Genomic DNA, 14,553 nt, shown 5'->3' on the forward strand with positions numbered 1-14,553 from the left:
GTTTTAACTGATTGCCTTACGGATTTTTTTCCCGACTTCTAACTCTTCTCCATTAAAAAAGCACAAAACATTGTTTGTTCGATCGATCATTTTGATTTGTCGCGCATTGATAATGTAGGATTTGAAGACGTTATAATACTCTGGCAGCTCTAATTGTTTGATCACCTTCAAGGAAGTTTCGAGGAATTCGATCGACTTTTTTTGGTGAAAAGCGATTCGGTTTCGCTCTCCTTTGATCGTTGTAATATAGTTGATTGCTTCTGCATCAACCACCATCAACTCTCTTTTACTGACGATTTTTAATAAGTGCTTTTTTCCCAGTAAGGATCGTTTGACTTCGATCGCTTCCGTTAATAAATTTTTTAGCTGCATTGCCACCTCCTTTTCTTTTGTATCGATGATCCCTAAAGGACAGATAAGATTCAGCTTCTTGATTTCGATTTTGGAGGCATAGGCACCATAAAAAGCGATTTGACACTTTTTGCATTGTTCCCTCAAGCTTCCTGCTAAGTGAAAACTTCGATCAAATCCTTTCATTTCAATGGAAAATAAGAAGAGATCGTTCACATCTGTTAGGTATCCGTCAAGAAAAGGGGCTAGTTCTTCAGGCGAAAGAATCTGCACTAAAGAATGCGGAACACGACTTTCCGTAATCATTTTCTTCATCAAATTCCCATTAAAAAAGTTGTCATCTACTATATAAACAGCGAAATTGCTCAAATTTGCAGACATCTTAATTCTCCTTTTTGCATCATTTCTAATTGTATTCTTAATCAAAAATGCCTGCTTGCACTTTCAAACGAATTAAAGAAACATTCATGCAAAAAAGGTAGTTTAAATTAAAAACAAAGTAAGAAAAGACGCTGTAATTGGTCTAAACCTATTATAGATAAAAAGACACGCTAAAGAGTTTTCTTAAAGCTTTTATAAGGGAGTAAGCGTAGCCAACAGAAAAATATTATGTTTTTTAACAATATCTACGAAAGACTTTAAGGGAAGCGGAAACACTTTTATGTAAAGTTTTATGATAATTCCATGTGATAAAAACGATCAGAACCCAACATCACAAACGTTATTTATTTTCCACTGGATGCTTCTTTCCTTTCAACGATTGAAGAACAATTATTCATCAGTGATGACATGACCTCCTATTGGTGAATGTCAAAATTTCCCCTTCACTGTTCTCAACAAAATGTGCGGAACACGAAAAAACCATTTATTCTCAATGATAAATGGTTTTCTTTCCTGATTCTTTTTATGAGTGGTGCTGCTTTTAGCTATTTGAAAACATTTTTTACTATAATAGTAGACTTTTCCTGCAACCACCGTTGATTTCCACTACCTGCTAATCATCACTTTTATTCAATGCTCGCTTCAGCTTACGATTATGCCAAATCAAATAGGCGATGATCAGACATAAAACACCTCCGATCAATAAATAGAGAAGGATCGGCGAAGAGGTTTCTTCAATACTGACATCTTGCTCGTTTCTTTCTTGCGCTTCTTGCCTTGCAACTTGGAAGGTAGGCTCTCCTTGCCATTGTTGATCAGCTGCTTTGAGGGTCGTTTTTATTTCATACTCTCCTGATTGCAGTTCGTTTCCATCTAATGGCAGTGCGTAATTCATTAACGCATTGGGCGCTAATTGGACCTCTTTTTCTCCTTTGATCGCTGTTGCTTGTCCATCATGAAACACTTCATAAGCAAGCGTAGCCTTACTAAGATAATTTGCCGCTGTATTTTCCACCGCTACGATGATGACATTGCGGCGATTGATTTCTTCCAGATGGGCTTTCTCAATTCGAACCGCTGGTGGGATGTCGGTCTCTTTGTTACGGAGCAACACCGCCACTTCTCTGGCTAGTAGGTTTTGGACATTTCCTTGAAATTCTTCACTGCCAGTTTGCTGGACGTATAGTCCCCCTGCCAAAATCCCATCAAAGGATTTAGATGGCATCTGGACTGTCAAGGTGATTTCTTTTTGCTCATTAGGGGCTAACGAAAGGGTTTCATCACTTAAAGTGACGAGTTCTTCGATCGCGTATGGAGCAGAAGGCGTTGTTTCCTCATTTGCCCCTGAATACTCAACGACGCCCGTCATATTCGTGACCGCTCGATTAAAGGATAGCTGTAGATTGATTGGTTGCTCGCTTTTATTGGAAACCATGACCGCTAGTTTTTCTTCTGCCTTGGGCTCCAGCAACAAATCATAGTACATCAGCTCTTTGTCTTGCTGTGACTCTGGCAATTTGATTTGAACATCGAAGGTATCAAGTGAATCTGCTGCCCCCGTACTGCTCGTACCAATGAAAAATAAGACCGTTAGAATACTTACTACCCAATACTGAAATCCTTTGCCTCGAACTTTCTTCTGATGCATCCTGTCAGATCCTTTCTACACAAAATAGGAAAGAAAAATCAGCTAGCATAAAAAGCAGCCGCTCAGGCAAGCTGCTTTTTTTCTGCTAACTGTTACGCAATGACTACTGCCCTATGGGGTCGTCGGCGCACTGCTGATCGTCCAAACGAGGGTCGTTTGGTAGGTTGCTGATTGTTTTTCCGTATTGGCTGGGATCGAAAGGGTAAATTGTTCTAAAGGCATCGACGTTTCACCAATCCCTTCGCCAGCATTGGCGGTCAAGAACGCATACTCATTGTTGATCGCCGCAAAATCAAGCTCGCCATTGGCAATATCACTGGTTCCTGTTGGCGGTGAACTCAAGTTATTGGTCAACGTCCCCGTATCTACCGTTAATACCGCACCGTCCAACGTGCTGTCTCCTGCCGTAAATTGGGTTGCTTGCCGTACTTTGATCGCCCAAGAAGAGTTCGCCTGTCCTCGGTTATCGCTGACCGCAACTGCCCCTCTTTGCAGCGTTGACCCATCCCCAGGTAGTCCAGTTCCATCCGTAGTAGCCACCCATGTTTCGGCATTTTCTGTTTGGATTTCATGGGCACCAAAATCTAAATTCGTTGGTAGCTGCGTATTGGGATCACTCCCGCCTTTATCCGGGTCAAACACGATGCCCCCAGAGGTATATTCTACGACACCGGTCGTGTCATCTGCTTGCACTGTCGCACCAATGCTAAGTGCAGTCAATACGCCCAATGCGCCTATTATCAATTTCTTTGAAATCATTTTGCCATCCTCCTTTTTTTGATGCAAATGATCAATGTCAGACTAGTGAAGAATCCGCCTATTACGGGCAGCCAAAAGTGATTGGTTTCTGCAAGCTGTGGCAGCGGTTCTTCTGAGTTAGTGACCGTTTCTTGACTGGTCGGTGGTTCAATTTCTTCATCAATGGAATCACTGCTAGCTGTTTCCGATGGTCCTTCATAAAACTCAATGTTGCCGGTCGTCGTATTGGCTACTGCTGATGGAACGATACTGTAGAAACTGCCGATCATCAAAACCAGAAGTAGCACAAGGGAATTTTTTTTCATTCGGCTCTTCCTTTTCAAGGTGTATCGGAAACGGTCCACACGACTGTGGCGCGATACTGACCTTGAAATTTCGGTGTTTTCTCAGGTACAAATAAATTGAACTGGGAAAAATTAACAGTCAGTCCACCAGTCGATGCCGCATTTTCCAACGTCACCACATTTTTTTCGACATTTTGCTGCAGAGCAATCGTTGCATTATCAGGTAAAACCACTCGACCGTCTGTAAATGTCGAATTGACAGTTCCAAGCTGAACCCTTAATTCGGCAGCTGGCAATGTTCGCGTGCCATTGACCCAATTGGTGGATTGTCTGACCTTGACTTGCCATTTTTTCTGACGATTGCGGGTATCATTGATCCGTAAAATCCCAGTTGTAGCTGCTGCGCTTTGGTCGCCGTTGGCGGTTGCCCGCCATGTCTCACTCTTTTTCGTTTGAATGGCATGTCGGCCAAAATTCAGCTGAGTCGGCAGATTCGTCCGATCCATCGTCAGTGCTTCGACCATGAAATAAATCATGGTTTGGCGACTGCTGATATTTAGCGCACTAAAGTTCAAGAGATTGATGTCCGTCGGCTTTGCCTTCAACACAGAAGCCGAAAAATTGGCGGTCCAATTTGCGGACAACTGTCCTGGACCCGAAAGTAGCGTAGGAATTTGAACATCCGTTGCTCCTAAAACGGCTGCATCCGCCATTTGTTCTTGGACGGTTGCCAAATTGTTCAACGCTGACGTTACGGTGCTAAGCAGGGTATTCAGCAATCCTTGCAGCAATGCGCGAACGACGCCGCCAATATCGATGCCGATCACTCGGATCTGGGTATTTTGAATCGCCGTGCTTAAATTCCGTAAAATTTGCGGGACATTGGTTCCTAAAACGACACCGAGGTTCGAACTCATATTGGCATACAACGCTTCTCTTTGGGTGGTGAACTGCAACGGGCTAGTCATTTCTACATTTCCTAAATTACCAACGGTTTTTAGCAAGGAAATTTGCTGATTGACAGCCGTTAAATCGATTTGCACGATCCCGAGATTGAGATTTAAGGAGCTGGTCAAGGAATCAAGCGCTGTTAAAATCGCATTCAAAAGCGGGACATTGGCAATATTGACTGTGGTCGACGTTTTGATAGCTGCTGGCCCATTGGCACTGATGCTAGTTCTCAACTCTGTGGGGATCGCCAACAAAGCAAATTTATCCTCACCGTTGACATTCACAGAAGCGTTCAAGCCACCGTTCCCTTTGATCGAAAAAGTCACTGGTCGATTTGTCACACTGCCTGGCCACGGTGCACTTGCTGAAGTACCACTTGTATTGGCACTCGTTAAATTGCTTAAAATTTCCACATCTAATACGTTCACTGCCGCCTCGGCTTCTTTGGTCGTTGTTAAAAAATACAAATTGACGAAACTGATGCTGGTCAACAAGAAAATCACCTGAGCAATCGTCCATTTGTAAAAACGTTTTTCCCTCCTTCTGCTTTCCATACCATTTCTAACCCTTTCTTTACGAAACGATGATCAATGCTTCAAAGTTTTGATTCACTAGATATACCAGCGGAGGATGTCCACTCCGCTGGTAAAGTCATGCTATTTTTGCTGATCTTTTTTCTTTCTTGCTTTGAAGAACAAGCCGATTCCTCCGACAACGAAGACTGCTGCTCCGATTACTGAAGCGTACCAGGTTCCTTCTGATCCCGTTTTCGGTAAGAATTTACTTCCCCACCAGCTTTGGTTGTTATTGTTGCTGTTCCAGTTATTGTTTCCCCAATTGCCCCAGTTGCCCCAAGCGCCGTTGCTTCCGTCGGTACCATTCGTACCATCAGAACCATTGGTGCCATTTGTGCCATCAGTTCCATCGGTACCGTCCGTGCCGTCAGTACCATCTGAACCATCCGTGCCATTGTCACCCGTTGGTACCACGATTGGTGTTGTAGCACTGCGGTATTCTCTGCCACCTGCTGTAACGATCGCCACAACGTTAAGGGTTTCTTCTGGTGAAACATCCTCTGGATCTAATGTGATGCTAAACGCACCATTTCCATTGGTCGTTCCAGTTCCGACAACATCACCTGCTTCATTCAAGATTTCGATCGCCGCATTGGCTGGTCCATTCCCGAAAACTGGATAGCCATCGGTAGGATTGCCAGTGATTGTAGCAACCGGTGCATCAACCGTCAAAGCATCGACTACGGTCGTCGTCGGATCACTCAGGGTTTCGCCATCTGCTAAAGCAAGAACCGTAACAGTTTCACCTTCCGTTGCTTCCGCGGATAGCTCAACACGCCAGTCGCCATTTTGATCGGCGATCGTTGTGATTGGTCCTTCAGCCGCGAAGATGGTCAGGAATCTACTTGTTAACGGATCGCTGATGGTAACGGTGATCGTAGCACCTGGCTCACTCGTTCCGCTGATCGTTGTATCACCTGCCGTGACTGGGTCAATAGTTGGAGTATCTGTCTTGATGATTTCATCATCGACAGGTACGACGATTGGTGTCGCATTACTGCGGTAGTCATCCCCGCCAGCAGTGACGATCGCCACAACCGATAAGTTTTCTTCTGGTGCGACATCCTCACTACTCAATGTGATCGTATAGTCACCATTTTCATCGGTAGTGCCTGTTCCTACGACATCACCCGCTTCATTCAAAATTTCAATCGCTGCATTGGCAGGACCGTTCCCGGTTACTGGATAGCCTTCTTGGGAATTCCCAGTAATGGATGCTGAAGGTGCGTTGACTGTGATGCCATTAACAACGGTCGTTGCTGGTTCACTGGCGGTTTCTCCTTCGCTTTGCGCCACTGCTGTTACGATTTCATCTCGAGAAACTTCGGCAACGTCCACTGACCAATTTCCTGCTTCATCTGCTTCGGTTTCAACCGCTTCTTCGCCCGTTACCGTCACGGTGACCATCGCTCCCGGTACAGCAGTACCAGTGATAGTCGTGTCACCAGCTGTGACTGGTTCGATGATTGGTGTAGCGGTTTGATCGATCGTATTCTCAACGGGCACTACGATTGGTGTCGCATTACTCCGATAGTCTTTGCCACCAGCGGTGATGATCGCAACGACGTTCAGTGATTCTTCAGGAGACACTGCTTCACCAGAGAGCGTGATCGTGTAGTTGCCATTTTCATCGGTAGTGCCTGATCCAACGACGTCTCCCGCTTCATTCAAGATTTCAATCGCCGCATTTGGTGCTGCCATCCCTGTCACTGGGTAACCATCCTCTGGATTGCCAGTGATGGACGCGGTCGGTGCTGAAACCGTGATGCCATCCACACTCACTGTGATTGGTGCACTAGGATCTTTTTCAGGTGATTGTGCCACAACAGTGACGGTATCACCCTCCGCAACTTCAGGTACCTCGACTGTCCAATTGCCCTCTTCGTCCGTTTCGGTCGTGATTGGTTCATTTTCACCAATCGTTACCGTCACCGTTGAACCTGGTTCGGCAGTCCCGCTGATCGTCGTATCGCCAGCTTTGACTGGATCGATCGTTGGTGTTGCAGTTTGTTGCTCTTCTTGATCCAAAGGTACCACGATCGGTGTCGCATTACTGCGGTATTCTTTGCCGCCAGCTGTCAGAACTGCAACGACGGTTAAGCTTTCCGCTGGTGCAACAGCTGTTGGTTCAAGAGTGATACTGTAGTTTCCTTCTGCGTCTGCAGTTCCTGAACCGACGATTTGTCCATCGCTATTCAAGATTTGTACCGTGGCATTGGCTGGTGCCGTTCCAGTTACTGGATAGCCGTCCGTGCTATTGCCTGTGATAGTTGCACTAGGAGCAGTGACCGTCAACGCACCCACGCCAACTGTGACTGGAGCGCTTGGCTCTTTGTCAGGTGATTGTGCCACAACAGTGACTGCATCGCCTTCAGAAACTTCTGGTACTTCTGCCGTCCAATTGCCTTCGTCATCCGTTTCAGCCGTGATTGGTTCCGCATCTGGTACGGTAATCGTCACGGTTGAACCTGGTTCAGCCGTTCCGCTGATGCTGGTATCCCCCGCCGTGATTGGATCGATCGTTGGTGCAGCTGTCTGATCCACTACCGTATCTGCTGGTACGATGACCGCTGTTGGATTACTGCGATACTCTTTCCCACCAGCTGTAACGATGGCAACGACGTTTAAGGTTTCTTCTGGATCGACAGTTTCAGCAGTTAAGGCCACTGTATAGTTGCCGTCTCCATCGGCAGTGCCTCTTCCAACGACTTCATTGGCTGCGTTCAAGATCTCGATCGCTGCATTGGCTGGTGCTGTACCAGTCACTGGGTAGCCATCCGTGCTGTTGCCGCTGATGGAAGCTGTTGGTGCTGCGACAGTCACTCCTTCAACGATGACAGTGATTGGATCACTTGGGTCTTTGCCGTCACTGTCTGCGACGACTGTGATGGTATCCCCTTCAGACAATTCTGGCACATCGACACTCCAGTTGCCTTCGTCATCTGTTTCGGCGGTTTCTTCTGTGCCATCCGGTAGTGTTACAGTCACAGTTGAGCCTGGTTCGGCCGTTCCGCTAACGGTTTCATCGCCTGCTTTGATTGGATCAACCGTTGGTGCCGTTGTTTGATTTTCACCCGGTTCAGCTGGCACCATGATCGGTGTCGCTGGACTGCGATAATCCTTGCCACCAGCTGTGACCACCGCAACCACCGTCAAGTTTTCTTCAGGAGAGACATCTTCACTGGTCAAATTGATCGTGTAAAGCCCTGCATCATCGGTTGTACCCGTTCCAACTGTCTCGCCAGCTTCATTCAAGATTTCGATGGTCGCATTCGCTGGTCCTGTTCCGGTCACTGGATAGCCATCGGCTGCATTGCCGCTGATAGACGCACTAGGAGCCGCCACCGTTAATGCCCCGACCGTGATCGTTGCTGGTGTACTTGGTGTTTCATTTTCTATTTCTGCCACTGCCGTAACAGTCGTTCCTTCAGAAAGCGCTGGTACCTCAGCTTGCCAATTGCCCTCATCGTCAACTTCAGCGGTGATTGGGTCTTGCTCACCGACCGTCACGCTGACTGTTGCTCCTGGTTCGGCTGTCCCGCTGATTTCTGTTGCGCCAGCCACTGCTGGATTGATCGTTGGTGTCGCCGTTTGATCCGCAGGTACCACGACAGCCGTTGGTTGACTACGGAAGTCATCCCCACCTGCTGAAACGATGGCAATGACACGGACCGTTTCTCCTGCTGATGCCTCTTCACTGGTCAAGGTAACGGTGTAAACACCATTCTCATTGGCCGTCCCTGTGCCAATCACTTGATCATCAGCATTTAAGATTTCGATTGCCGCATTGGCTGGTGCTGTACCAGTTACTGGATAGCCATCTGCACTATTGCCAGAAATCGTTGCCGTTGGTGCTGCCACGATCAGCCCTTGCACCGTCACTGTTACTGGTAAACTTTCTGTTTTGCCGTCTGCCAAGGCAGTAACTGTCAAGACATCATCCAGAGAAACCGTCGGCACAGTTGCCGTCCACTCACCTTCGTCATTCGCTGCCACTGTAACAGTATCACCGCTTGGCAGTTCAACGGTTACCTCTGCTCCTGGTTCAGCCGTTCCGCTAACGGTTGTAGCCCCAGCAACCACGGGTGCGACAGTCGGTGCTGCTGTTTGGTCTTCTGCGTTATCTTCTGGCACCACGATAGTAGTTGCTGGACTGCGGTATTCTTGACCGCCAGCAGTTACCACTGCTACCACTCGCAAGTTTTCTGCTGGAGAAACACCTTCTGTCAAGGTGATCGTATACTCACCGTCTCCATTGGCAGTCCCACTGCCCACCACTTCATTGTCATCATTTAAGATTTCAATGGCTGCGTTGGCTGGTGCTGTCCCTGTGACTGGATAGCCGTCAGTACTGTTGCCAGTGATCGTTGCCGTTGGTGCTGCCACGTTCAAGGCACCGACACCGACACTGATTGGTTCACTTGGGTCTTTGCCTTCAGCTTCAGCAACCACTGTGACCGTGTCGCCTTCTGAAAGCTCTGGTACGGTGACCGTCCAATTGCCTTCCTCATCCGTTTCGGCAGTCACTGGATCTTCTCCAGGAATCTCCACCGTCACCGTTGAACCAGGTTCGGCCGTTCCTCCGACGGATGTATCCCCTGCTTGCACTGGCTCGATCGTTGGTGTGGTCGTCTGGTCTGCTGGTACCACGATGGAAAGCGGTGCACTGCGGTATTCATCGCCCCCAGCGGTTACCACTGCCACCACCTGAAGCGTTTCTGAAGGATCAACATCGTCGCTGCTCAATGTGATGTTGTAGGCACCTTCCTCATTTGCTTCGCCACTGCCGACAACCTCACCGGCTGCATTTAAGATCTCAATCGCTGCATTCGGCGTTGCCGTTCCTGTAACTGGATACCCCTCTGTACTATTGCCGCTGATCGCTGCTGTCGGTGTTGCCACACTAAGTGGATTTACGATGACCGTTGCTGCGTCACTTGGAGTTTCCCCATCAAGGGTCGCTACCACGGAAACTGTTTCACCTTGAGAAACCTCGGGCACCGTTGCCGTCCAATTGCCTTCGTCATCTGCTTCGGCAGTGACTGGCTCTGCGTCACCAATCGTTACCGAAACTGTCGCCCCAGGTTCAGCGGTTCCACTGATCGTAGTGTCGCCGGCTGTCACCGCTTCAATGGTTGGCACTGCAGTTTGATCCAAAGGTACTGTGATTGGTGCAGCCGCACTGCGGTAATCTTGACCACCGGCTGTGACTACCGCCACCACCCGTAAGGTTTCAGCTGGAGACGCATCATCACTCGTCAACGTGATCGTATATTGGCCTTCGTCATTGGCAGTGCCAGTACCTACTACTTCGTCATCGGCATTCAAGATTTCGATGGCTGCATTGGCTGGTGCCGTTCCCGTTACTGGGTACCCATCGGTACTATTGCCACTGATCGTCGCGGTTGGCGTAGCAATCGTCAATCCATTGACCCCAACACTGATTGGTGCACTTGGATCTTTGTCTGGTGCTTGTGCGACCACTGTGACGGTTTCTCCTTCAGAAACTTCAGGAACTTCAACCGTCCAGTTGCCCTCGTCATCGGCTTCACCAGTCACAGGTTCTTCACCTGGGATCGTTACCGTCACCGTAGCGCCTGGTTCGGCAGTCCCACTGATCGTCGTGTCCCCTGCATTGATTGGGTCGATGGTTGGTAATGCTGTTTGTTCAAGCTCATCTGCTGGGACCGTCACTGGTGTGGCAGGACTGCGGTACTCATCCCCGCCAGCTGTTACGATCGCAACGACAGACAAGGTTTCTTCTGGTGCTGCATCGGCTGGTGCGATGGTTACCGTATAGTTTCCATCCCCCTCGGCTGTGCCAGTACCAATCACATCGCCTGCTTCATTCAGTACTTCGATCGCTGCATTCGCTGGTGCAGTCCCCGTGATTGGATAACCATCGGTACTATTGCCGCTGATGATCGCTGTCGGTGCTGCCACCGTCACTCCATTGACTCCAACGCTGATTGGCGCGCTTGGCTCTTTGCCTTCGGCTTCCGCAACGACCGTGACTGTATCGCCACCAGAGACTGCTGGCACTTCTGCAAGCCAGTTTCCTTCGTCATCCGTTTCAGCCGTTACTGGTTCTTGATCGGTGATCGTCACAGTAACCGTCGACCCTGGTTCTGCCGTTCCGCTAATCGTGGTATCACCTGCTGTGACCGGATCGATCGTTGGTGTCCCTGTTTGTTCAATGTCTGCTGGTACGGTGATTGGTGTGGCATTACTGCGGTAGTCTTGACCGCCTGCTGTCACAACTGCCACCACCTGCAAGGCTTCTTCTGGCGCCACATCGGCTGGATCTAAGGTCACGGTATAAGCACCCGTGTCATCCGCCGTCGTGCTACCAACAACATCGCCTGCTTCATTCAAAATCTCAATTGCCGCATTCGGTGTCGTTGTTCCGCTGACTGGATAGCCATCCGTGCTATTGCCTGTGATGGAAGCGCTCGGTGCACTGACCGTAACACCATCAACGGTCACGGTAATCGGTGCACTTGGATCTTTGCCTTCGGCCTCGGCAACGACTGTTACCGTATCGCCTTCTGATAATTCAGGAACCGTCGCTTCCCAGTTGCCTTCGTCATCGGCTTCAGCCGTGATCGGATCGCCTTCAGGCAGCGTGATCGTCACTGTTGCCCCTGGTTCAGCCGTTCCGCTGACAGTCGTATCCCCAGCTGTTACTGGGTTGATCGTTGGTGTTTCCGTCAAGTTTTCTACATCATCTGCAGGAACTACAAGCGGTGTGCCTGTACTGCGATAGTCTTCACCACCAGCCGTCACGATCGCTTCCACCCGCAAGTTGTCGCCAGCTGCCACCTCTTGAGGATCAAGGGTGATCGTGAAGTTGCCTTCATCATCGGCTGTTCCACTACCAACGACATCGCCTGCTTCATTCAAAATTTCAATCGCTGCATTGGCAGTCGCTATTCCCGTTACTGGATACCCATCTGTGCTATTTCCAGTGATCGTAGCTGTTGGCGCCGCCACGGTTAAACCGTTTACACTCACGGTGATTGGGGCACTCGGATCTTTGCCTTCAGACTCAGCTACGACCGTCACGGAATCGCCTTCTGACAATTCAGGAACCGTTGCTTCCCAGTTGCCTTCATCATCGGCTTCCGCCGTGATTGGATCGCCTTCAGGAAGCGTGATCGTTACCGTTGCCCCCGGTTCGGCTGTCCCACTAACGGTCGTATCTCCAGCACTGACTGGATCGATCGTTGGTGTTTCCGTCTGCAGGATATCTGCAGGCACCACAACAGGTGTCGGGTTGCTTCGATAGGTTTCGCCGCCAGCGGTCACAACTGCCGTCACATTCAAGGTTTCTTCCGCGGCAACATCTGCTGGATCTAACGTCACCGTATAAACGCCATTCTCATTGGCAGTACCTGTTCCGACAATTTCGCCATCCGCATTGGTGATCTCAATGGCCGCATTTGGTGCAGCTGTTCCAGTCACTGGATAGCCTTCTTGACTATTTCCTGTGATTGAAGCCGTCGGGGCATTGACCGTTAAGGCGGACACGGTGGTGCTTGCTGGCTGACTCGGTGTTTGTCCTTCTAGTTCGGCGACAGCTGAAACCGTATCGCCTTCTGACACCTCGTCCACATCAACACGCCAATTGCCCTCTTCATCGGCTTCTGTCACGATCGGATCTGCCCCGTTGACGGTCACAGTAATCGAGGCACCAGGCTCAGCCGTTCCGCTAACGCTTGTATCCCCAGCAGTCACTGGTTGGATCGTTGGTGTTCCCGTTTGTTGCTCGGCATCGTCTGCTGGAACGACGATTGGCGTATTGCCACTGCGGTAAGTTTGACCGCCAGCAGTAACGATTGCAGCAACATTCAAGTTTTCATTTTCTGCTACATCTGCTGGGTTCAACGTGATACTGTAGTTGCCGTTCTCATTTGCCGTCCCAGTGCCAACGACTTCACCCTCGGCATTGGTGATTTCAATGGCTGCATTTGCTGCGGCTGTCCCCGTCACAGGATACCCATCGGTGCTGTTTCCTGTAATCGAAGCCGTTGGGGCATTGACCACTGGTGCTGCTACCGTTGCCGTCGCAGGTTCACTCGCTGATTCCCCATCCGCTTCCGCTACTGCTGTGACTGTATCACCTTCTACCAATTCAGGGACATCGGTCGTCCAATTGCCGTCACCATCTGCGGTTGTGGTAATAGGTGCACCGCCGTTGATCGCCAATGTTATGGCTGCGCCTGGCTCAGCTGTTCCGCTGATCGTCGTTTCCCCTGCTGTCAATGGATTGATCGTTGGTGTATCGGTTTGATCTTCTGGTGTGTCTGGTGCAAACCAAATCGAGTTATTGCCGTCAGCATCCGTAAATAAATCAATGGTGATGAGGTCAAGCTGAGACATCGTTGCTTCGAAGCGAGCTTCGTAAGGAGTGGAAGGATTCGCCACACCATTTTCAACCAATTGCGCATAGGTCGGACTGGTAACATTCGTTGGAATCACCACGTTGGTTTGACCTAAAACAGAAGCAGAAGCAACCTGATCTGCTAGATTGGTCGTAGCATTTAAGACATTTTGAGCAGTTTCAACAGTACCATTTAGCGTTGCTTTGGCGGTATTGACCGTGGTTTGAACCAGTGTATTGATCCCGCTGATCAAGGTACCAATTCCTGGGATGCCGCTGGCACCATCTAGAATACTGACTTGGATCTGTGCCGCTTGTAAATTATCAAGAATTTGATTGATGCGCTGATTGACAACGATAAATAAACCATCATCCACATTGGCAATCAGGGCACGTTCATTTTCGGTTAGTCCAGCTGGAACTTCAAAATTCGCTTGGCCAAATTGTCCAAGTTGATTTAATAAGTCTAACTGGGTCGTAATTTCAGCTAAGTTGACGGAAATCACTTGGCTAACATCCACGATTGAAGCCGCCGTATACAACGGATTTGGTACGCCGGGTAGGATTGTTGGCGGAATATCCAATGCGTCAGCTAAGTTTTGATTGACGATCCCATCCACCGTGCTGATCAAGGTATTGACTGCTGGTGTGACTGTCCCGATCAATGTTTGCAAGGCTGGGAAATTTCCCAATTGTAGTGTCACATTGGTGGAAATCGAGGCATTTCCTGCCGGTTGAACCAAACCAGTAAGCCCTTGAGGAACCCCAACAACTGCGACTTTATCCCCATTCAAGACATCAAACGTTACTGCATTTGATCCAGAAATCGAGAAATTGACTTGGTTCGTTGCACCAGGAGTTGCGTAAGGTGCAGACGCACTCGTGCCTGAGTTATTAGACGCTGTGATATCTGAGAAAAGTTCAGCTGAAACCAAAGCAGCTTCAACCGTCGTTGGTGCCCATAACAAACTTGCTGGCACGACCACCGTACTCGTCAACAACATCCCACTGACAGTTAAATTCGCAATAATATTTTTCTTTGTTCGAACGCGTGTGTTTTTCTTTGAATCCATGAGCTTTTTGTAATTTATGCCTTTCATTCATTCTCCTCCTGTTCGAAATAATTTAACCGACAAAAGATAAAACTGATGATCTCTGGAATGTTTCCTGCCCCCTTTAAAACCAGATGAAAATCTATTTCAACCCAACACCCAAAGGCAT

Annotated in this window: 6 protein-coding genes; all 6 read right to left on the reverse strand. The window is 48.8% G+C overall.

The annotated features are described in order from the left end of the window. Window positions 1–3: 3 nt before the first annotated feature. Window positions 4–732, reverse strand: coding sequence for a LytTR family transcriptional regulator DNA-binding domain-containing protein (locus P0G38_RS11325; protein WP_151196018.1), 729 nt, complete (start codon window positions 730–732; stop codon window positions 4–6). A gap of 613 nt (window positions 733–1,345) precedes the next feature. Continuing rightward, a complete protein-coding gene (locus P0G38_RS11330; protein ID WP_151196019.1) occupies window positions 1,346–2,380 on the reverse strand; it encodes a WxLIP family cell surface protein in 1,035 nt (344 codons plus the stop codon). A 111-nt stretch (window positions 2,381–2,491) separates the two neighbouring features. Continuing rightward, complete coding sequence (locus P0G38_RS11335; protein ID WP_151196020.1) at window positions 2,492–3,139, reverse strand: WxL domain-containing protein; 648 nt, start codon at window positions 3,137–3,139, stop codon at window positions 2,492–2,494. Then, window positions 3,136–3,444 (reverse strand): hypothetical protein, encoded by a 309-nt coding sequence (locus P0G38_RS11340; RefSeq protein WP_086294950.1) that lies wholly within the window; start codon window positions 3,442–3,444, stop codon window positions 3,136–3,138. Before P0G38_RS11340 ends, P0G38_RS11335 begins: the two co-directional genes overlap by 4 nt. A gap of 14 nt (window positions 3,445–3,458) precedes the next feature. Beyond that, entirely contained in the window at window positions 3,459–4,928 is a 1,470-nt protein-coding gene (locus P0G38_RS11345; RefSeq protein WP_275851104.1) for an adhesive domain-containing protein, read from the reverse strand. Window positions 4,929–5,030: 102 nt separating this feature from the next. Next, window positions 5,031–14,432 (reverse strand): Ig-like domain-containing protein, encoded by a 9,402-nt coding sequence (locus P0G38_RS11350; RefSeq protein WP_275851108.1) that lies wholly within the window; start codon window positions 14,430–14,432, stop codon window positions 5,031–5,033. Window positions 14,433–14,553 lie beyond the last annotated feature (121 nt).

Source organism: Enterococcus casseliflavus (genome assembly GCF_029215545.1).
GTDB classification, from domain to species: domain Bacteria; phylum Bacillota; class Bacilli; order Lactobacillales; family Enterococcaceae; genus Enterococcus_D; species Enterococcus_D casseliflavus.